Origin of the sequence: Streptomyces sp. NBC_00162 (assembly GCF_024611995.1) — a bacterium.
Classification (GTDB): Bacteria; Actinomycetota; Actinomycetes; order Streptomycetales; family Streptomycetaceae; genus Streptomyces.
In genome coordinates this window covers 5,385,301-5,406,131 of record NZ_CP102509.1, presented here as the reverse complement: position 1 = coordinate 5,406,131, position 20,831 = coordinate 5,385,301, and the positions used below count along the sequence as shown (strand labels likewise).

Below are 20,831 nucleotides of genomic sequence, written 5' to 3'. Positions count from 1 at the left end.
CGTTCGATGCGGGGACAGTAGCGAGCAGGTCCGCTCAGCGGAAGGGCTCGTCCAGAATCCGGGCGCGTGCTACCGCTTTGTGCCGGTTCTTGATCGACCTCGGTGTCAATTCGTGACCTCGTTCCCTCCAAGAGCTCTTTACCCCGCCATTACTCTGATCCTGTTCAAAGCGACGCCGACCGGCTCCGGGGGGAAGCGGTACACGTGAAGCCCAAGCGGCCGGGCACGCGAACGGGGCCCGCGCGCACCTGCGCACGGACCCCGATTCACACGCTGCGGACAGGACTCACCGCGATCACCGCATCCGGGTGGCCCACTCCTGAACCTTCTTGATCCGCTCGCGCAGCTGCCCCGCCGTCGCCTCGGCGCTCGGCGGCCCGCCGCACACCCGGCGCAGCTCCGTGTGGATCACCCCGTGCGGCTTGCCGCTCTGGTGGACGTACGCGCCCACCATCGTGTTCAGCGACTTGCGCAGCTCCAGCAGTTCCTTGTGCGAGACCACGGGCCGCCGGTCGGCCGGCAGCTCCAGCAGGTCGGCCTCCGCGTCCGGCTTGCGCCGGCTGTGCGCGATCTGCCGCGACTGGCGCTTCTGCAGCAGCATCTGCACCTGGTCCGGCTCGAGCAGCCCGGGGATGCCGAGGTAGTCCTGCTCCTCCTCGCTGCCCGGGTGCGCCTGCATGCCGAACTCGGCGCCGTCGTACAGCACCCGGTCGAAGACGGCGTCGGACTCGAGCGCCTCGAAGGACATCTGCTCGTCCTCGCCGGTGTCCTCGTCCTCCTGCCGGTTCGCCTCGTCCATCTCCTTCTCGGACTCGGCGTACGGGTCCTCCTCGCCCTGCTTCTTCGGCTTGTCGAGCACGTGGTCGCGCTCGACCTCCATCTCGTTCGCGAAGCCGAGGAGGTAGGGAATGGTCGGAAGGAACACGGACGCGGTCTCGCCACGTCTGCGCGATCGCACGAAGCGCCCGACGGCCTGGGCGAAGAACAGCGGGGTCGAAATGGTCGTGGCGTACACCCCGACCGCGAGCCGGGGCACGTCGACGCCCTCGGACACCATCCGGACCGCGACCATCCAGCGGCTGCCGTCCGCGCTGAACTCGTCGATCCGCTTCGACGCGCCGGTGTCGTCGGACAGCACTACGGTCGCCTTGCTGCCCGTGATCTCCCTCAGCAGCTTGGCGTACGCGCGCGCGGAGTCCTGGTCGGCGGCGATGACCAGGCCACCCGCGTCCGGGATGCCCTTCCTGACCTCCGTCAGCCGCTGGTCGGCGGCGCGCAGCACGTTCGGCATCCAGTCGCCGCGCGGGTCCAGCGCCGTGCGCCAGGCCTGCGAGATGGCGTCCTTGGTCATGGGCTCGCCGAGCCGCGCGGCGATCTCGTCGCCCGCCTTCGTCCGCCAGCGCATGTTGCCGCTGTAGGAAAGGAAGATGACGGGCCGGACGACACCGTCCCCCAGGGCGTTCCCGTATCCGTAGGTGTAATCGGCGGACGACCGCCGGATCCCGTCGTTCCCCTCCTCGTACGTCACGAAGGGGATGGGATTGGTGTCGGACCGGAAGGGCGTACCGGTCAGGGCCAGGCGCCGGGTCGCCGGGTCGAAGGCCTCCTGGCAGGCCTCGCCCCAGGACTTCGAGTCGCCGGCGTGGTGGATCTCGTCGAGGATCACCAGGGTCTTGCGCTGCTCGCAGCGGTTGCGGTGCAGCATGGGCCGTACGCCGACACCCGCGTAGGTGACGGCGACGCCGTGGTAGTCCTTGCTGAGCGGCCCGGCGGAGTACTCGGGATCCAGCCGGATGCCTATCCGCGCCGCCGCCTCCGCCCACTGCTTCTTCAGGTGCTCGGTCGGCGCGACCACCGTCACCTGCTGGACGACGTGGTGGTGCAGCAGCCAGGAGGCGAGGGTCAGCGCGAAGGTGGTCTTGCCGGCGCCGGGCGTGGCGACCGCGAGGAAGTCCCGCGGCTGGGTCTGGATGTAGCGGTCCAGCGCCCCCTGCTGCCAGGCACGCAGCGCACTGGCGGTACCCCAAGGGGCACGGCCGGGGAAGGCGGGTGAGAGGTGGTGGGAGGCGGTAGTAGTCACGGTCTCCGGTTCGTCGCTCTCGGCAGTCGTACGTAGGACAACCGGGCCACCTTACCGGGACGGGCCCGCCCCTCGCGGAGGGACAGGCCCGTGACCTCGCGCGGTGCGGCGAGCGTCACATTCCGCGGGTCACCGGGCGAACTTCGGCAGCTGCGCTGCGATCTTGGGTACGTCCAGCGAGCCCTGACATACGTCCAGCACGAAGCGCTCGGCCTCGTCGACGTCGAAGTCGGCGTCCAGGGGGTGGCCGTTCATGTGCAGGAAGACCCAGGTCGCGTACCAGGCGATCCGCTTGTTGCCGTCCACCAGCCCGTGGTTGCGGGCGAGCGATTCCATCAGGGCTGCAGCCTTTTCCCAGATGTCCGGGTAGGCGTCCTGACCGAACACGCTCGACTGGGGGCGCGCCAGCGCCGAGTCGAGCAGCCCGTAGTCACGCACCTCGCTGGTCCCGAGCCGCTCCGCGAGGTTCAGCACCTCGGGCAGGGTCAGGTAGTGGGTCACGCAAGCCTCCGGTTCAGCTCACCGCTGACCTTCAGGACGTGCTCGGCCGCTTCGTTGAACAGCCGGGAGTGTTCGTTTATGGCCCTGATCACCGCCTCGTGCGCGAAGGACTGCATGCTGCGGCCCTCCGCCTCGGCGCGCTCGCGCAGGGCGTCCAGCTCTTCTTCGGTGAACCTGACGTTGAGACCAGCCATGGAACGACGGTACCGCGCGGTACCACCCGGTGTCACGCGGGTTCGGGAACCGGCTCCAGCCGGGTCGCGACCCAGGCGCCCACCAGCGCGACGGCGGCCATCGGCAGGAAAACCACCACGAACGCGGCAGGATGCGAAGCGGACCCCTCCGCGGTGACGGCGTGCGCGGCCCCCACCGCACCACCACCCAGCGCGGCGAACGCGGCGCCCCCGCAGGCCAGCAACACCACATTGGCCAGCGCATCGGAAATCTGCAGCGCGGCGGAGTTCGCCCCGGCCTCCTCCGGCGCCGACAGCTTCAGCAGCAGCACACTGGTGGAGCCGATCACCAGCCCCATCCCCAGGCACCCCACCGCCCAGGCCAGCGCCAGGGTCCACACCGGCACGGAGTCGATCAGCACGGCCGGTGCCGCGGCGATGGCGAGGGCCACCATCACCATCCCGCCCACCATCAGCCGTTCCCGGTACGGAGCCATCCGCCCCTTCGACTGGACCCACGAGCCGCCCGCCCACGTCAGCCCGCCCAGCGCCAGCGAGAACCCGGCCAGCGTCGGGCTCAGCCCGCGCTGGGTGACCAGCATCAGCGGTACGAAGGTCTCCGCCGCGATGAACGACCCCGCGGCGACCCCGCGCAGCAGCACCACGGACGGCAGCCCGCGCCGCGCCAGGTAGGTCCCGCGCGGCAGCAGCCCGAGCACGGCGGGCACCAGCAGGGCCACGCCCGCCGCCGCCGGGAGCAGCGACAACCACCGCAGGTCCTGGGCGGCGTACTGGAGCAGCCCGGCGCCGACCGAGATGCCGAACGCCAGCCGGATCCGCCGCCGGTCGAAGGCGACGGGCGCCGCGTCCACCGGCCCGGAAGCGCTCCTACGTATCTCGGGCAGGGCGACGACCAGGGGAACGACGACGAGGACCGGAATCCCGAGGAACACCCACCGCCAGCCGAGGTGCTCGGTCACGGTCCCGGAGGCCAGCGGGCCGACGATGGACGGGACCACCCAGCTCGCGGCGAAGGCCGCCATGATCGCGGGCCGCAGCCGCTCCTCGTACGCCCTGCTGACCACCACGTACAGGGCGACGATCACCAGCCCGCCGCCGAACCCCTGCACGGCCCGGCCGAGTACGAACAGCCCCATGACCCCGGCGGTCCCGGAGACCACGAGCCCCGTGGCGAACGAGGCGATCCCCACGGTCAGCGGCCGCAACGGCCCCTGCCGGTCGGCCCACTGCCCTGACAGGACCATGCCGAACAGGCTGGTCGTGAAGTAGGCGGAGAAGGCGAAGGCGTAGAGCCCGATCCCCTCCAGCTCCCGCGCGGCGACGGGCATGGCCGTCCCCACGGCGGTGGCCTCGAAGGCGATCAGAAAGACGACGGAGATGATCCCGATGCTGAGCGTCCGGTACGCGGGCCCGAGGATCCCGCCCTGCGAGGGGGGCGGGAGCGGCGCGGCTATCTGGGGCACACGGGGTTCAAGGGCACTCATCGCCCCAGGGTAAGGGGCGTGACTTGGTTTGGACCCTGTCAATTCGACGGATCCCGCCTCGGCCATCGGACCTAGGACCTAGAACCATGAACGCGGCATGGCAGTCACATTGCACCCGCCGCCCAACCCTTCCCCCACCCCCGGACCCCCCGTACGGTCGTGCACATCACCACCCCACAGCCGTGTGCCCGAGTGGTTGAGGGACTCGCCTGCAAAGCGAGTTACGCCGGTTCGATTCCGGTCACGGCTTCACGGCAGGCCGCTCAGGAGAATCCTGAGCGGCCATTGCCGTGCCGGGCCACCGGCCCGGCGCGGGCCCGGCTGTTCCGGGTCCGCTCCGTGGCTGCCCAGCGGGCGTGCTCCCAGCTAGGCCCCGCAGCCTGTCTGCTGCTTGGCGGCTTCCAGGTACTTCGCCATGAGCGTGGTGAACACAGGGCGCGACGTGCCGGGCTTCATGTGCTCCACCGAACCCCCGAGGGTCAGCAGCAGCTCGAAGGAATCAGTGGGGCCATTGCAGGTGAGCGCGACGCGGGCACCCGTGTTCCACACGATGCCCTTGTCCCCCAGGGGCAGTGCATCCGCTGCGGGCTGGTTCGGATCGGTGGGCGGCCAGGTGAAGTGCTGGCCCAGTGGTTGGCGCGTGGCCGATACGAGGAGCCGCGGCTGGCCGTCGACGTCCACGTTGCAGGTTGCCGAGCGGCGGTCCGCCGACAGCTTGACGTCGGCCGGCGAGGTTTCGTTCACCGTCTTGCCGGGCCCCATCAGAGGCGCAAGATCGGTGGGCGTGAAAATGCCGAAGCAGGTGCGCTCCGGCAACCGGGGGGCAGGGGCCTCCCCCGCCTCCGCACAGCCGGCCAGCGCGCCTGCGGCGACGAGGATCGCTATGGAGGCATGAGCCGCGCGCATCAGGAGCCGCCGTTGGACGTGACGACCTGGCCTCGACCGACCGCATGCGCGTTGGCCGTCTCTGTCGACGCCACGCCCGCGAGGGCATCGATGGTCCGCTGGCTCATGCCCGTTCCCTCCACCGCCTTCCGAACCGATTGCGCCGCCGACTCGCCTGCCTCAGTCTGCGCATTCGTGTAGTCGAGCACCGCCTTGTGATCGGCCTCGCCCGTCTTCTCCGCTTGGTCCTTCTTGGCGCGCTCCACGACACCCTCCGTGATGTCCTCCTGGAGCCACTCCACGACGTCCCCGGCGAGCGGCACCATCTCCAGGTATTTACCACCGGCCGCGCTGATTCCGCGGTTGATCCACTTGGCGTTGTCCTCGACGCCCTTGACGTATTCCTCCGCCTTGTGTCCGTTCTCGGCGAACGTGCCTTCGGCCCGAGCCTCGGACAGGATGCCGGCGATCTGGCCGCCGGGGTGCACGACGCTCTTGATCGCCGCGTCCAGGTCCTCGTACTCGGTCCGGTGCGCGACGACGTCGTTGATGAGGGTGGTCGTGAACGCCCGCTGGGAGTTGGTGATGGCGCCGTACGCGTCCGGGTCCTGCCCCACCGCCCCGATGAAGGCAGCCATGTCGGCCTTGTGGAAATCGGCCATCACACCGTTGGCCTTGATCATCCGACTGCCGTTCTCCGCCGAGGCCTGCAGGTCCGGCATGTATTCGGCCGCCATCTGGCCGAAGTGGCCTGAGAGCCCCTTCAGCGGACCGTCCGGCTCGCCCGGCTTCGCGGCTACCAGTTCCGGCTTGTCGCCGATCTTCTCGACGACGCGTTCCATGACCGCCGTCATTTCCTTGGTGTGCGGCACCGGCTTCGCGTCCTCGTCGCCCGCCGCGCGGCCGCTCACCGCCGCCTCCAAGGCGCCACCGAGAGCCTCCTGGGCCGGTCCTGCTTCGCCGTAGGGGTGGTCGGGGGTCCGGTCGAAGCCGTCGGCCCACGACTCCTTGTCGAGCATGTAGTCGACCATGCCCCGGGCCTTGCCGTGCTGGCCGTCGACGACCTTATCGGCCGTGGTGACGATTCCGTCGCCGTTGCTGTCCTGGCGGACTGGCTCGTTGAAGAAGGCAGTCGCCGCGTCAGGGTTGTGGGACATCGCGTCCATCAAGCCCGTCAGCGGGTAGAAGCCCCGACTGCCGTCCTTGTCCTGGCTGAGCACTGTCTTCGGGTCGTACGGGGCCCCGTGCTCCCAGGCCTTCGGGTTCTCGCGGTCGAAGGCGACCATGTCCCGGCCGACCGAGGTCAGGAAGTCCTTGTCGTACTTGCCCTCGTGGAGCAGCGCGCCCAGCGCCTGGTAACCGTAGATCTTGCTGGTCAGATCGCCGGTGACCTGCATCTCCTTGCGGCCGGCCTTCATCAGGTCGGTCGTCCACGCCGCGTCCAGGTAGTTCGGCGAGCTCTTCTGCGTGGCAAGCCCCAGCATCGCGCCCATGTCGTTCTGGATGTTGCCGACCATCGCCAGGCGGTCCTTGCCCGCCTCGCCCAGGCTCGACGCGTCGATGGACAGCTTCGCGTACGCCTCGAGCGTGCCCTCGGGGCCGAGCTTGCGGTAGAAGTCCGTCGAGAAGTCGGCATCGTTGCGGTTGTCGTCGAGCAGGTCCTCCAGCTCGCGCAGCGCCTCGGGGTTGCGGGCCACCCCGCCCTGTTCCTTGCTGAGCTTCTTCATCAGCTCGGCCGCGCGGTCGGCCTGTTCGCCGTCCAGGGTGGTGTACTTCGGCGCGGTGAAGTTGTGGTCGTCCGAGACGTTGGCGCGCAATGCGCGGGCCAGGGAGTCGTCGGCGTCCGCGCAGTCCTCGACGAGCCGGTCCACCCTCACCTGCCAGGCTTTGCGGTTCTCTTCCTGCTTCCGCCTGAACTCGGGGTACTCCGGGTCGTGCCGGGCCGCGTACTCGGTCTTCGGGTCCATCGGGATGGCCGAGACCTTGCCGGCCGCGTCCACTCGGAACCCGGCGGCCGGGGCCTCCTCGTCGACGGCCTTCTTCAGCGCATCCCGAGCCGTCTTGATGGTGGTGTGGGCGTCGCTGAGGATCTGGTGGACGCCCTTGGCCTCCTTGGCCGCGTCCTCGAACTCCTTGGCCGTCTTGGCGACGAACTCCCGCCCCACGCTGGCGGTGACCCCGTTCCACTCGGCCTTGTCGGCCTTCACCTTCATGCCGTTGCGCGCCACCTCGGCCAGCTCGTCCAGCTTGTCGACCATCGCCTTCCAGTCGGTGACGGCCGTCTGGAGCTTGTCCAGAGGTGCGTGCATCACGTTCTCGTACGTCAGCATGCGGGCGCCTACTTGAGGTAAGAGTTGATGGCTGAAGCCGTGAAATCGGCTTGGAGTTGCTGCTCGTCCTTGGCGTGGGAGGAGAGCGAGTAGTTCAGCCCGTTGGAGATGATGGCGCAGGCGGCCACGAGGGTCTTCACCTGGCTCTCCCAGAGGGTGTTCGCCTTGAGCAGCGCCGCCCCGCTCGCGAAGTTCTCCTTCGTGAGCGCGCCCGCGGCTTCGGCGGTGGAGGTCGCGGCGTGCTTGCCGTCCGTCTGCAGGCGGGTGTGGAGCTTGTACGCCTCGGAGCCGATGGCGCCGATGTGGTCCTGATTCAGATCGAGGTCGCCGCCACCGCCGCCGCCCGGATCGACGGGGACCTGGTTGAGCCGCATGGAGACGTTGGCGGCGGCCGTGGCGCGTGCCGCCGACCACTCCTCGTCGAACGACATCGCGTGAACTCCCTTGTCAGGTGCGGTCAGCGGTAAGCAGCTAGCGGTTACGGCGTACGACGACGGCCGTGACGGCCCCGCCGATCAGCAGGCAGGCTCCCAGCCCGAGTCCGATCCAGGGAAGGAGGCTGCCGTCGTTCTTCTCCTCGGCCTGGGGCGCCGGCTTGGGCGATGCCGCCGAGTCGGGGGCCTTGCCGTCTGCGGAGGCCGAGGGGGACTTGGCCCCTACCTCGGCTGCCGCCAGGTCGGGCAGCGGGAACTCGTTCGCCGGGCCGGGATCGCCGGGGGTGGGCACGGCGACGCGGGGGCGGACTACGCCGTAACCGACGAAGTCGTTGCGCTGGGAGCCGTCGGTCGGCTTGCCCGCGGTGTTCAGGAGGACCCGGAGCACCTGGTTGTTGGTCCAGTCGGGGTGGGCGGACCAGAGGAGAGCGGCGGAAGCGGAGGTGAGGGCCGTCGCGTCGCTGGTGCCGTGAGTGTTGCACAGCCCTGTCTTGCCCTTGCAGGCCGTCACGATGTCGATACCCGGGGCGGCCATGTCAATGAACGGGCCCTGCTGTGACTCCTTGGTCGGCTCCCCGTTGGCGTCCACTGCTGCGACCCCGACCACCCCGGGGGTTGCGGCCGGGTACATGACCGTCCTGTCCCCGTCATTGCCGGCGCCAGCGAAGATCAGCTTCCCCTTGGAAAGCGCATACCTGACCGCGTCGGCACGGTCCCGATCATCCTCCGGCTTGCCGCTGATCGCCTTGGAAATGTTGATGATCTTCGCGTCTGAGTCTGCCGCGTATCGAATGGCCGCGACCATCGACGGGGCCTTCGCCGGCTCTAGTACGTCGGGCACGCGAATCGGCAGAATCTTGGCACCTGGTGCAAGCCCGTAACCACCGTCACCACTCGGGTGCTTTCCGGTGCCGGCGATGACTGCAGCCATGATGGTGCCGTGGCCGTCATAGTCATTGTCTTTGCCACCCTCGGCACTACCGACAGGAAACGCCACGCCGGGGAGGACCTGACCCTCAAGCTCCGGGATGGCATTGACGCCGGTGTCGATCACCGCGACGGTGATGCCCTTGCCGGTGCTGATCTTCCAGATGTCGTCGGCCTTCATGGCGTCGAGATGCCACTGCTGGGATCGAATGGTCTCCGCGTGGGCCGGGGTCGCGGCGACCCCGGCCAGCAGAAGACCCACGAGGGCCGAGGTCGCCTTGCGCATGCGCATCCCGTACAACGTCCGTTCTGCTCAGTCGATCACCGGCGGAACAACACGACGGTTGCCCTGCCAGGTCTCTTCGTCCTCGGCCAGGTAGTCGGGGCGTTCGCCCCCCTGGTCATCGCGTCGTCGGCCCGGAGTGCGCCCGCCCGCACTAGCGTGGCCCGTGGGACCCGCGCCGATGCCACCGGCGTTGTTCCGCACGAGGCCCGAGCCGCCCTGGGTGAACGGCGTCGCGCGTCCACCGGCCGCGGGCTGACGCCCGCCGACGATACCTCCCGGCTCCGAGGCCAGCCGACGGCCCCCCGCGGGGCCGCCCATGGCACCGTGGGCACCGCCCATGCCGCCACCCATCGGACCGTTCATGCCACGGCCGGCATGAGCGCCTTCGCCGATGACCGTGCCGCGCGGAATGCCCGAGCTGGGGCCGGTGGGGGTCACCGGGCGGCCCCCCGTGATGCCGGGGTCACGCGGGGGCAGGCCGATTTTGCCGAGGGGGCCGTTCGTGCCCGGGGTCGGGCCTCCGGGCGGGAAGCCGACGGGGCCAATGCCGGGGATCGTCTTCATGCCGCCGACCGACGGCAGCGACACAGGCGGGACGAGGCTGACAGGCGGGGGACCGCCAGGGCCTGTGGGCAGCGGGCCGCCGGGCGGAGTCGTCACCGGAGGCAGGGTCGGGTTCGGAAGCGTGGTGACGGTATCGAGGCCCACGTTCACCTCGCGGTCCGGGGTCACCACCACGGGCGCCGTCGGCGGGAGGGTGCTGTCCGGCTTCGGCGGGTGCCCAGGGTCCCAGCTAGGTTCGTTCGAGGAGCCGCTACCACCTGGTGCCGACGATGCGTACGAGGAGCTTCCTGAATAGCTTCCCGATCCCGAACTGCCTCCCGGCCGAGCCATATCCGTTTGTCCGACGACCACATCTGGCACAAACCTCGCCGGCGGCGGCGGAAACGTCGGGATCTCCGCCTTGTTCATCTGCGTCGAGGACTGCTCGTACGACTCAGCAAGGGCTTTCATCAGCTTCACGGCCTCGGAGTGGTCCGCGTTCAGCTTCGAGTTCGCCTCTTGGCGGATCTGCTGCGAGTCCGGGTCGTTGTGGAACTTGCGGGCCGCTTCCAAGTTTGCGGCGGCGTCCGTGTCGTAGGCAGGCATCTTCGATGCCTCGACCATCTTCTGGACGGCGTCGGTCAGCCACTTGGAGCCCTCGGCGCTGTACTTGCTCAGCCGGAGCGTCGCGTTGCCCGCCCGGCCCACCCACTCCTGGAAGGCGACGGCTGCTTCGCCCTCCCAGCCGGTGACACGGTGGTTTTTGAGCTTCTCCGCGATCTTCGCGATGTCGTCGGAGGCCTTCTTGAGCTGCGCGGCCCTCGTCTTCGCCGTCTCCGGGTCCAGCGAGGCGATCATCGCCTTCAGCTGCTGGTGCGTGTAACCCTCGAAATCCGTCGCCATCAGATCGTACCGCCCGTCCCGTTGCCGTCATGGGCAGGAGGCGGCGTGCCGGCGTTCTTGCTCTGTTCCTCGGGGTACGGGTCCCGGTCCGGAACGTAGTGCTGCTTCGCCTCCTTGGCGATGGCGGCCATACGACGCTTCGTCTCCTCGTCCACGTCCACGTAGCCCTTGCCCGCCGTCAGGATCGCGATGCCCAGGCCCTCGATCTGATCCGCCAACCCCTTCGAGAGCTTCTCCAGCTCCGTGATGACCGTCGTGTACGACTTGTAGAGGGCGTCGGCCTCGGGGAATCCCTTGCCCAGCGAGCCCTCGCGCAGGGTGCCGTGGGCCAGCTTCTTGTGGTCCGCGTCCGATCCGCTCAGCTCTTCGAGCAGGGCATCGACCATGCCCCTGTATTCCTTCAGCGTGTCGTGCTCGATCTTCAGCGCCGCGGCCCTCGACTGCGCCGCCGCCTGCGCCCGGATCGAATCCGCCAGACCCGCCGTAAGGCCTGGTCCGAACAGACCTCCGTTGTCCTGTGCCACGATGGCCTCCCCGACTCCCCGTCCCCGTTCGCACGCGCGCGTACGCAATCTCACCGATCACTGTAGCGACCAGCACCGACAGCCCCAACTCCCGGGTTGCAGGTGCAATGCGGGTCACACGGTCACGAGTTGGGCGCTGCAACCGCCGCCGATGGCCGGATCGGGAGCCTGTTCACCGGTCGGCCCGTGGCCGAGCGGACCGCCGAGGCTACCGCCGCGGGCGCCGTCACCACCGGGATCGCGCTCGCCGCCTTCGCGCCGAAGGGGGCCACCACGTCCCGTTCCTCGACCAGTTTGACGATGCGGACGGTCGGGGCGTCCAGCGACGTCGGCAGGGCGTAGCCCGTCAGGTCGGGGTGGCGGACCAGGCCGGAGACCGTGCGGAGGTTCTCCGTCAGGGCCGCGCCCACGCCCTGGGTGACGCCCGCCTCGATACGGGCCTCCAGCTGGCGGGGGTTGAGGACGCGGCCCACGTCCTGGGCCACCGCGAGCTCCACGACCCGTACCGAGCCCAGCTCGATGTCCACGTCCACCACCGCGCGGATCGCGCAGAAGGCGAGGCCCACGAAGGCGTCGCCCTGGCCGTCCGCGTCCAGGGGTTCCGTCGGGTGGGGGCGGCACTGGGCCGTCGCCCAGAGTTCCTTGCCTTCTATGGCCTCGGCGACCGTCATCGAGAAGGCGCCGTCGTACGACGTGATCCGGCCATCCGTGATCTGCAGCAGCTCCGTGGACATGCCCAGCTTGTGGGCCATCGGCTGGAGGAGCTGGGTGCGCACCATCTTGGCCGCGCGCTCCACCGCGCCGCCCGACACCCACGTGTGGCGGCCGTGCGCCGACGGGCCGGCCGGCGGCTGGTCGGTGTCGACCGGAGCCGTCGTCACCTCGTCGACGCCCAGCACCTCCTGGACGATCTGACGGGCCAGCGTCGCGAAGCCCTGGCCGGTGTCGACCGCCGCGCAGATGACCGTCGCCACGCCGTTGACCACCTTCACGGTGGCCGTCGACACCTCGTCGGCGCCCTCCGCGCCCAGCATGTGCACCATGCCGACGCCGTACCCGACCCCGCGCCGCACCGCGCCCGGCTCGCCCGCGCCCTCGGGGCCGCCCGGCAGCAGCCACTCGTCCTCCGGGGTGTCCTTCGGGAGGGCGGGCAGCTCGAAGTCCCGTACCGCACGGACCAGTTCCGCCACCGGCGCCGGGCAGGTCACCGTCTGGCCCGTCGGAAGGAGGTCGCCCGTCGCCAGCGCGTTGCGCAGGCGCAGTTCGGCGCCGTCGATGCCCAGGGCGGCCGCGAGCTTGTCCATCTGGCCCTCGTACGCCGCGCACACCTGCATCGCGCCCTCGCCCCGGACGTGGCCCGACGGCGGGTTGTTGGTGCGTACCGCCCAGCCCTCCACGAAGGCGTGCGGGACGACGTACGGGCCGCAGGCGAAGGCCACCGCCGCCGCCAGGGACTCCGAGGACGCGTCGGCGTACGCGCCCGCGTCCATCAGGATCTGGGCCTCGACCTTGACCAGGCGGCCCTCCGCGTCCGCGTGGTGGCGGTAGCGCAGCAGGGTCGGGTGGCGGTGGGTGTGGCCGAGGAAGGACTCCTCGCGGGTGGCGGCCAGCTTGACCGGGCAGCCCGTGCGCAGGGCCAGCAAGCCCAGCGGCAGCTGGAAGGCGGCGTCCTCGCGGTCCGCCGTCGCGCCCGGCACGCCTGTGACGACGACCCGCACGCGGTCCGGTTCCAGGCCGAAGCAGGCGGCCGCCAGGTCGCGGTCGGTGTGCGGGTCGGTGGAGGCGGTGTACAGCTCCACGCCGCCGTCGGGCCGCGGCACGGCCAGCCCGGCCTCGGCGCCGATGGGCGCGGGGTCCTGGCGGCCGATCCGGTACAGGCCCTCGACGACGACCTCGCCGGTGGCCTCCGGGTCGCCGTAGCGGAGCGGGATGTGCCGGATCAGGTTGCCGTCGGGGTGCAATGCGGGGGCGCCGAAGGACTGCTCGGGGTCGGTGACCGGGTCGAGCAGCTCGTACTCGACGGCGATCGCGGCGGCGGCGAGCCGGGCGGTGTCCGGGTGGTCGGCGGCGACGGCGGCGATGGGCTCGCCGTGGTGGCGGACGACGTCGTGCGCGAAGACCGGCCGGTCGGCGATGCGGCGGCCGTGCGTGGTGGCGCCGGGGACGTCGGCGTGGGTGACGACGGCGCGTACGCCGGGCATCTCGGCGGCGGCCGAGGTGTCGATGGAGAGGATCCGGGCGTGGGCGTGCGGGGAGCGCAGCACGGCGGCCCACAGGAGGCCTTCGGCCCACAGGTCGGCGGCGTAGGGGAAGGTGCCCTCGCTCTTGGCGCGGGTGTCGGCGGCCGGGACGGACGCTCCGATTCCGCTCGGTGCCCGCTGCTCGGCGGCCGCTGCCTCGGCGTCCGCCGCCAGGGCGGTCACCGTGGGGTTCACCGTTGTCGTCGCAGTCGCCGCGTCCTGCCCGCTCACGCCGTGCCTCCGTGGTGGATGCCGCCCTCGCCGGGCGCTGCCTGGTGCGGAATGCGGGGCTCCGGCGTTACCGGAGCATGGGCTCCCTCGGCCGCCGTCGCCTCGCGCTCGGCCACGACCTCGCGCACGGCGTCGATGACCCCCGCGTAGCCGGAGCAGCGGCAGAGGTTGCCGCACAGGGCCTGACGGGTCTCCAGCTCGCTGGGGGCGTGATTGCCCTCCAGCAGGTCGTGGATGGTCATGGCCATGCCGGGCACGCAGAATCCGCACTGCACCGCACCCGACCTGCACAACGCTTGCTGCACGTCCGAGAGTTCCCCGCCCGTCGCGAGACCCTCGACGGTACGGACCTCGCTCCCCGCGGCGGTCGCGGCGGGCACCAGGCAGGAGGCGACGAGCCGGCCGTCGACCTGCACGGCGCAGGCGCCGCATTCGCCCTGGGAGCAGCCGTCCTTGGCGCCGGCGAGGCCGAGGCGCTCGCGCAGCACGTAGAGCAGGGACTCGCCGATCCAGGCCCCGGTGACGGGACGGTCGGCGCCGTTGACGCGCAGGACGTAGGAGGCCTGCGGGTGCTCGTGATGGGCGACACGGGCGACGGCCTCGGCTGCCACCTCGTCTTCTTCGTACGTCGGCACCTCGGCCGGGAAACCTCCGGCGGTGTCCTCGGCCGGGGGTGCCACAGCGATGTCGGCGGTGTCCCCGATCGGCGTGGACCCGGCCGGGATCACGGCGGGTGCCGGCCCGACCCCGGCAAAGCCGTGCCCGTCCGTACCCCCGGGCTCCGCGAACGGCCCCGTCTCGGCCACAGCCTCGGGCTCCGCCGCCTCAGGCTCCGGCTCCGGTTCCGGCTCGGGCTCGGGCTCCGCCTCAGGCTCGGCAGCCGCCTCGAGCCTCGTTCCGCCGAACAGATCCAGGCCGCCGGAAGCCACCGGGTGCGGCCGCTCCTCCTCGACCGGCATCGCCGCCGGACCGTGCGCGGCCTCGATGTCGTGCGGGGCCGGGTGCACCGGCTCGCCCGCCTCCGGGAGCGGGGTGCCCACGCCCGGGCCGCCCAGCACGCGCGGCCCGCGCCGCGAAGGGGCGCCGACCCCGGGCCCGCCGAGCAGCCGCTCGGCGGCCGCCGCGGAAGCCACGGCGTCGTCCGTGCCCGGCAGCATCCCCAGCTCCGGCTCCGGCTGCTGCGCCTGCGCCGCGTAGTCGGGGTGGTTGGCCCACGGCGCCGCGGCGCCGCCCGGCAGCGTCGCCGGGGCCTGGCTCCAGTCGGCGGCCCACTGCCCGGTCGACGAGGCCTCGTCGGGGAACCGCCACTCCGCCGTCGCCCCCGAATCCCGGTCCGGCTCCGGCTCCGTCTGAGCCTCCGGCTCCACCTCGGCGAACGCCGCGGCCACCGATGCCGGAATCGGGATCGAGGCCGGAATCGGCCCGCCGACCGGAGCCGGAGCCTGGGCCGCGGCCGGAGCCGATGCCCCCGCCTCCGGCCACTGCACCGGGATCGTCCACGTACCCGTGGCCGCCGGATCCGTGCTGGCCGAGCCGAGCGGCACGATCATCGGCGGCGGCACGTACCCGTGCCCGGGCGCGGCGAGGGGCTCGCCGGTCCCCAGCGCGTCCAGCATGTCCTGCGGCAGCTTCACGAAGGCCGTCGCGTCGGAGTCGTACTCGGCGCCCTGCGGCACCGGCTCCCAGCCCCAGCTCGCCGTACCGTTCCCCTGGGTCACGTTCTCGTTCTCGTTCCCGCTCATGAGGTCAGCGCCCTCCCCAGGGCCCTGCGCGCCAGCACGGCCACCGTCCGCCGCAGATGCAGTACACCGGGGGCCACCGGTTCCCCCTGGTCGGGCACGCAGGCGGCCGCGACGTACTCGCCGAAGGCCTCCAGTGCCTCGGGGGCCAGACTCCGCTCCCCGTCCCAGTCGATCAGCGAGGCCACCCACTGCTCGGCCTCCAGCGGGCGCAGCGGCATCGGGGCGACCGCCCCGATCGCGCAGCGCACGCCCCGGCGCGCGGGATCCAGCACCAGCCCCACGGACGCCACCGCGCGCCCCGGTCCGGTACGCCCCGTGGCCTTGAGGAACACCTGCGGCGCGTGCAGCAGCGGCACCCGGACGAAGCCGATCAGCTCGCCGGGCCGCAGCATTTCGCGGCCGGCCAGCAGGTGCGACACGGGGATCTCCCGCGATCCGGCCGGGCCGACGATGACGAGTACGGCCTCCAGCGCGGCCAGCACGGGCAGTGCGTCGCCCGTGGGCGCGGCGGTGGCGATGTTGCCGCCGAGGGTGCCGGCGTTGCGGATCTGCGGGGGCCCGGCGGCGCGCGCGGCGGCCGCCAGCGCGGGGATCAGAGCGGCGAAATCCGGCCGTCCCATCCGCGCGTGGGTGAGGCCCGCTCCGAGCAGCGCGTGGCCGTCCTGGTACTGCCAGCCGCGGATCTCGTTGATCCGCCCCAGGCCCACCAGCGCGGCGGGGCGCAGCAGCCCGGCGTTGACGGCGGCCATGAGGTCGGTGCCGCCCGCGACGGGCACGGCGGCGGGCATGGCGGTGAGTGCCGCCACGGCCTCGTCGAGCGAGGTCGGCAGCGTCACGGACTGCGCCGCCTGCGGTGCGTGCGTGGTCAACCCAGCTGCCCCTTCCCGATGTCCCGGTCCCGGCGCTCACGCCTGTTCCGCCGTACGGTACGTGCTCACCTCCGGGAGGTGGCAACTCTGGCACATCTTCCCGGACGCCCGGCGCGAGGGTAGGCCGGGCGCCCCCTCGCCCGCAGCCCGCCCAGAGGCTCCCTGCCCCGCCGCCGCCCGGACCCGCACACCTCAGGCCGATCGCCCGTTTTTCCCCGTATCACCGGAAATCCAGCCAGAGTTCCGGTTCTCGTTGTCACACGTTCGGGGGCGTTCCCTCCTGCGGCCGCCCGAGCACCCCCGGGCGCCGCTGCCACGGCAGCGGCCCGCCCGGTGGCCGGTAACCGACCCCGAGCGCGTCCAGCCGCGCGTAGTGCGCCGCCATCCGCGTCTCGAACCGGGCGAAGTCGCGCTCCTCCGGCGCGGGCTGCCAGGACCACACCACCTCGGCGAACGCCGCCAGCCGCGGGAACACCTGGTAGTCGACGCGGCCCTGGTCCTCCATCACCTCGGTCCACACGTTGGCCTGCGCGCCGAGCACATGGGCGGCCGCCTCGGGCGACAACTTCGGCGGAACCGGCTCAAACCGGTACACGTCCTCCAGTGTGCGGACGTACGCGATGGGCATCGGCTCCTCGGCGCCGCCCGCCTGCCGGTAGTCCAGGTAGACGTGCTGCTCGGGGCACATCACCACGTCGTGCCCGGCCTCGGCGGCGGCGATCCCGCCCCCGTACCCCCGCCACGAGGAGACGGCCGCCCCGGGCGCGAGGCCGCCCTCCAGGATCTCGTCCCACCCGATCAGCCGCCGCCCGCGTTCGGCGAGCCAGGTGTCGAAGTGCCGGATGAACCAGGACTGCAGCCCGTCCTCCCCGTCCACCCCCAGCTCGCGGATCCGCTCCTGCGCGGCGGCGGAGGCCTTCCACTGCGCCTTGGGGCACTCGTCCCCGCCCACGTGGACGAAGGGCGAGACCTCGGCGGGGAACAGCTCCAGCAGTTCCTCGAAGACCCCCTCGTAGAACCGCAGGACGGCCTCGGTCGGCGCGAGCACGTTCTCGTTGACGCCCCAGTCGTCCCACACCTCCAGCGCCGAGGTGTCGACCACGTCCGCGTTGCCCAGTTCCGGGTACGCGGCGATCGCGGCCTGCGAGTGGCCCGGCACGTCGATCTCCGGGACCACCCGGACGTGCCGCTCGGCGGCGTACGCGACGATCTCCCGGATGTCGTCCTGCGTGTAGTAACCGCCGTGCGGGGTCTCGTTCCACAGCGGCGAGGCCCGGTGGCCCCACCGGCTGCGCGCCCGCCACGCGCCGACCTCGGTCAGCCTCGGGTAGCGCTTGATCTCGACCCGCCAGCCCTGATCGTCCGTCAAGTGCAGGTGCAGCACGTTGAGCTTGTGCGCGGCCAGCAGGTCGATGTACCGGAGCACCCCGTCCTTGGGCATGAAGTGCCGGGCCACGTCGAGCATCAGCCCGCGCCACCCGAACCGGGGAGCGTCCGCGATCCGTACGTACGGCACGCTCCAGGTGCGACCGGGCAGCGGGGCCTTGCGGTACACGTCGGGCCCCAGCAGCTGACGCAGCGTCTGGACGCCCCAGAACAGCCCGGCCTCGCTCGCGCCGGTCAGCTCGACGCCCGCCGCGTCGACGGTGATCCCGTACGACTCGGGCGCCGCCCCCTGCCCCTCCCCGGCCTCCGGGTCGATCCTGAGCCGTATCTCGGCGGCCACGGCCGGCTCCGCGGCCTGCAGGCTCCAGCCGGTGGCATCGCCGAGTTCGCGGCGCAGCCGGCGCGCGGCGCCCTCGCAGCCCGGCCCGGCGGCGAGCACCGGCGCGGGCCCGAACTCGAAGCGGAGCCCGCCTTCATGGAAATCGGCGACCCGGGGTGCGGGGATCAGGTCCATGCGTCAGCCCTTCGCAGCAGCCTGTTGCGCCCTGCGCAACGCCCGTTCCGCAGAGTGCTCGTCGCGCTGACCCTAGTACGCCGAAGGCCCCCGGGGTACGCCGATGCGCACCCCAGGGGCCTTGGTCCTGCGGCGGAATGGCCGGACTACTTGTCCTTGCCGCCCTTGTCCTTGTCCTTGTCCCCGCCGGGGCCCATGGACTCGTAGATCTCCTTGCACATGGGACAGACCGGGTACTTCTTCGGGTCCCGGCCCGGCACCCACACCTTGCCGCAGAGCGCGACGACGGGGGTCCCGTCGAGCGCGCTCGCCATGATCTTGTCCTTCTGGACGTAGTGGGCGAAGCGCTCGTGGTCGCCGTCGCCGTGGGACACCTGTGGCGTCGGCTCTACGAGGGTCCCCGTACCAGTCCCGCGCTCGGGCTCAAGAGTGCTCATAAAAACCAGGGTACTGAACGCGGCGGTGGTCAGTTGAGCGACGGGTCGTCCGGATAGGTGGCCACCATCGCGAGGTCGCTGCGCTGGCGGCGCAGGACCGCCCGCCACAGCCGCTCGGGGTCCGGAAACGACACGTCACCGGGCTCGGAATCCACGACGTACCAGGCGCCGTCGCCCACCTCGTCCTCCAGCTGGCCCGGGCCCCAGCCCGAGTAGCCGGCGAAGATCCGCAGCGAGCCCAGCGCCGCGGCCAGCAGTTCCGGCGGCGCCTCGAGGTCGACCAGCCCGATCGCCCCGTGCACCCGGCGCCAGCCGAGCGGGCCCTCCTCGCCCGGGATGACCGCCACCCCCAGGGCCGAGTCCAGTGCGACGGGACCGCCCTGGAAGACCACGCCCGGGTCGCCGGCCAGGGGCGCCCAGGGCAGCAGGATGTCGCCGACGCCCACCGGGGTCGGCCGGTTCAGGACCACGCCGAGGGAGCCCTGCTCGTCGTGGTCGAGCAGCAGCACCACCGCGCGGTCGAAATTCGGGTCCGCGAGGGCGGGGGTGGCCACGAGCAGCCGCCCTGTGAGGGAGGACACCTCGGTCATGCCGCCATGATCCCGCACAATCGCCCGTTGCGGGGACCCGGCGGCGAGATCGGATCGCCCGCAGCTCAGGGCGCACGGCAGCAGGAGGGAGGGCGCGCGGACGGCGCGAGCGGAACGCAACACTCCGCCATGTGGTGGGTACGGAGGGTGTTGTACCGAATTCATGACAGTTCCAGGGCCGCGTCAGCCATACAAACAAAGGGGTCGGGACCCTTACTCTTTTCCCTGGCCCCCTGCCCACCCCACTCCGGAACGCGAGATTCATGACCGGCACAGTCAGTGACGATGTACTGCTTGTCCACGGCGGTACCCCGCTTGAGGGCGAGATCCGTGTCCGCGGTGCGAAGAACCTCGTGCCCAAGGCCATGGTCGCCGCTCTGCTCGGCAGCGAACCCAGCCGGCTGCGCAACGTTCCCGACATCCGTGACGTCCGGGTCGTGCGCGGGCTGCTCCAGCTGCACGGGGTGACGGTCCGTCCCGGCGAGGAGCCGGGCGAGCTGGTGCTCGACCCGACCCACGTCGAGAGCGCGAACGTCGCCGACATCGACGCCCACGCGGGCTCGTCGCGCATCCCGATCCTGTTCTGCGGCCCCCTGCTGCACCGCCTCGGCCACGCCTTCATCCCGGGTCTGGGCGGCTGCGACATCGGCGGCCGGCCGATCGACTTCCACTTCGACGTGCTCCGCCAGTTCGGCGCGACCATCGAGAAGCGCGAGGGCGGTCAGTACCTGGAGGCCCCCCAGCGCCTGCGCGGCTGCAAGATCCGCCTCCCCTACCCGTCGGTCGGCTCGACCGAGCAGGTGCTCCTGACGGCCGTGCTGGCCGAGGGCGTCACCGAGCTCAGCAACGCCGCCGTGGAGCCGGAGATCGAGGACCTCATCTGCGTGCTGCAGAAGATGGGCGCGATCATCTCCGTCGACACCGACCGGACCATCCGGATCACGGGTGTGGACCGCCTCGGCGGCTACAACCACAAGGCGCTCCCGGACCGCCTGGAGGCCGCCTCCTGGGCGTCCGCGGCCCTGGCGACCGGCGGAAACATCTACGTGCGCGGCGCGCAGCAGCGTTCGATGATGACCTTCCTGAACACCTTCCGCCGGGTCGGCGGCGCCTTCGAGATCGACGACGACGGCATCCGCTTCTGGCACCCCGGCGGCCCGCTCAACGCCATCGCGCTGGAGACGGACGTCCACCCCGGCTTCCAGACCGACTGGCAGCAGCCGCTCGTGGTCGCCCTGACGCAGGCCTCGGGCCTCTCGATCGTCCACGAGACGGTCTACGAGTCCCGGCTCGGCTTCACCTCGGCGCTCAACCAGATGGGTGCTCACATCCAGCTGTACCGCGAGTGCCTGGGCGGCTCGGCCTGCCGCTTCGGCCAGCGCAACTTCCTGCACTCGGCGGTCGTCTCCGGCCCCACCAAGCTGCAGGGCGCCGACCTGGTCATCCCCGACCTGCGCGGCGGATTCTCGTACCTGATCGCGGCGCTGGCGGCCGAGGGCACCTCGCGGGTCCACGGCATCGACCTGATCAACCGCGGCTACGAGAACTTCATGGAGAAGCTCGTGGAGCTCGGCGCGAAGGTCGAGCTGCCGGGCGGCGACCTCGTCTGAGCCGTTCGCCGGCGCAGCGGTACCGGCCCGTCAGGCCGTCGGACCGTCAGAAAGCCCCCCTGAGGGCCCGCAAGGGCCTCAGGGGGGCTTTCTCGTGGCCTCAGAGGGCCCCTTGGTGCCT

General features: G+C 71.3%; 17 protein-coding genes and 1 tRNA gene. 2 read left to right on the top strand and 16 right to left on the bottom strand.

What is annotated here, in order from left to right; genetic code table 11:
• Positions 1–295: 295 nt before the first annotated feature.
• The 4 genes from JIW86_RS25085 to JIW86_RS25070 form a co-directional block, all read right to left on the bottom strand.
• The gene (locus tag JIW86_RS25085) at positions 296–2,080 is read right to left on the bottom strand and encodes a DEAD/DEAH box helicase (RefSeq protein WP_215144476.1); all 1,785 of its coding nucleotides are present in this window, start codon (positions 2,078–2,080) and stop codon (positions 296–298) included.
• A gap of 129 nt (positions 2,081–2,209) precedes the next feature.
• A complete protein-coding gene (locus JIW86_RS25080) occupies positions 2,210–2,581 on the bottom strand; it encodes a type II toxin-antitoxin system death-on-curing family toxin (RefSeq protein ID WP_257556137.1) in 372 nt (123 codons plus the stop codon).
• Positions 2,578–2,775, bottom strand: a complete 198-nt coding sequence (locus JIW86_RS25075) for a plasmid mobilization protein (RefSeq protein ID WP_053702279.1) — start codon at positions 2,773–2,775, stop codon at positions 2,578–2,580. The genes JIW86_RS25080 and JIW86_RS25075 overlap by 4 nt, the downstream gene beginning before the upstream one ends.
• A 32-nt stretch (positions 2,776–2,807) precedes the next feature.
• Positions 2,808–4,259 (bottom strand): MFS transporter, encoded by a 1,452-nt coding sequence (locus JIW86_RS25070; protein ID WP_257556136.1) that lies wholly within the window; start codon positions 4,257–4,259, stop codon positions 2,808–2,810.
• A gap of 178 nt (positions 4,260–4,437) precedes the next feature.
• Here JIW86_RS25070 and JIW86_RS25065 point away from each other — a divergent pair.
• A tRNA-Cys gene (locus JIW86_RS25065) sits at positions 4,438–4,509 on the top strand.
• Positions 4,510–4,625: 116 nt separating this feature from the next.
• On the opposite strand, the gene JIW86_RS25060 is transcribed toward JIW86_RS25065, so the two are convergent.
• The 12 genes from JIW86_RS25060 to JIW86_RS25005 all read right to left on the bottom strand — a co-directional run bounded on the left by JIW86_RS25060 (position 4,626) and on the right by JIW86_RS25005 (position 19,100).
• Entirely contained in the window at positions 4,626–5,165 is a 540-nt protein-coding gene (locus JIW86_RS25060; protein ID WP_257556134.1) for a hypothetical protein, read from the bottom strand.
• Positions 5,165–7,474, bottom strand: coding sequence for a DUF6571 family protein (locus tag JIW86_RS25055; RefSeq protein WP_257556132.1), 2,310 nt, complete (start codon positions 7,472–7,474; stop codon positions 5,165–5,167). Before JIW86_RS25055 ends, JIW86_RS25060 begins: the two co-directional genes overlap by 1 nt.
• Before the next feature lie 8 nt (positions 7,475–7,482).
• Positions 7,483–7,905, bottom strand: a complete 423-nt coding sequence (locus JIW86_RS25050; RefSeq protein ID WP_257556131.1) for a hypothetical protein — start codon at positions 7,903–7,905, stop codon at positions 7,483–7,485.
• Between the two features lie 40 nt (positions 7,906–7,945).
• On the bottom strand, positions 7,946–9,127 hold the full coding sequence (mycP, locus tag JIW86_RS25045) for a type VII secretion-associated serine protease mycosin (RefSeq protein WP_257556130.1): 1,182 nt from the start codon (positions 9,125–9,127) through the stop codon (positions 7,946–7,948).
• Between the two features lie 21 nt (positions 9,128–9,148).
• Positions 9,149–10,567, bottom strand: a complete 1,419-nt coding sequence (locus JIW86_RS25040) for a WXG100 family type VII secretion target (RefSeq protein WP_257556129.1) — start codon at positions 10,565–10,567, stop codon at positions 9,149–9,151.
• Complete coding sequence (locus tag JIW86_RS25035; protein ID WP_257556128.1) at positions 10,567–11,091, bottom strand: hypothetical protein; 525 nt, start codon at positions 11,089–11,091, stop codon at positions 10,567–10,569. The genes JIW86_RS25040 and JIW86_RS25035 overlap by 1 nt, the downstream gene beginning before the upstream one ends.
• A 122-nt stretch (positions 11,092–11,213) precedes the next feature.
• On the bottom strand, positions 11,214–13,514 hold the full coding sequence (locus JIW86_RS25030; RefSeq protein ID WP_257559433.1) for a xanthine dehydrogenase family protein molybdopterin-binding subunit: 2,301 nt from the start codon (positions 13,512–13,514) through the stop codon (positions 11,214–11,216).
• 44 nt (positions 13,515–13,558) lie between these two features.
• Positions 13,559–15,304 (bottom strand): 2Fe-2S iron-sulfur cluster-binding protein, encoded by a 1,746-nt coding sequence (locus tag JIW86_RS41460; protein ID WP_263862070.1) that lies wholly within the window; start codon positions 15,302–15,304, stop codon positions 13,559–13,561.
• Entirely contained in the window at positions 15,301–16,173 is an 873-nt protein-coding gene (locus JIW86_RS25020) for an FAD binding domain-containing protein (RefSeq protein WP_215147366.1), read from the bottom strand. The genes JIW86_RS41460 and JIW86_RS25020 overlap by 4 nt, the downstream gene beginning before the upstream one ends.
• Positions 16,174–16,429: 256 nt before the next feature.
• Complete coding sequence (locus JIW86_RS25015; RefSeq protein ID WP_257556127.1) at positions 16,430–18,073, bottom strand: beta-N-acetylhexosaminidase; 1,644 nt, start codon at positions 18,071–18,073, stop codon at positions 16,430–16,432.
• Between the two features lie 146 nt (positions 18,074–18,219).
• Positions 18,220–18,510 (bottom strand): DUF3039 domain-containing protein, encoded by a 291-nt coding sequence (locus tag JIW86_RS25010; protein ID WP_257556126.1) that lies wholly within the window; start codon positions 18,508–18,510, stop codon positions 18,220–18,222.
• A 29-nt stretch (positions 18,511–18,539) separates the two neighbouring features.
• Positions 18,540–19,100, bottom strand: a complete 561-nt coding sequence (locus JIW86_RS25005) for a YqgE/AlgH family protein (RefSeq protein ID WP_215147362.1) — start codon at positions 19,098–19,100, stop codon at positions 18,540–18,542.
• A 263-nt stretch (positions 19,101–19,363) separates the two neighbouring features.
• Here JIW86_RS25005 and murA point away from each other — a divergent pair, with 263 nt between their 5' ends.
• Positions 19,364–20,710, top strand: coding sequence for a UDP-N-acetylglucosamine 1-carboxyvinyltransferase (murA, locus tag JIW86_RS25000; RefSeq protein WP_215147360.1), 1,347 nt, complete (start codon positions 19,364–19,366; stop codon positions 20,708–20,710).
• The last annotated feature ends 121 nt before the right edge of the window (positions 20,711–20,831 follow it).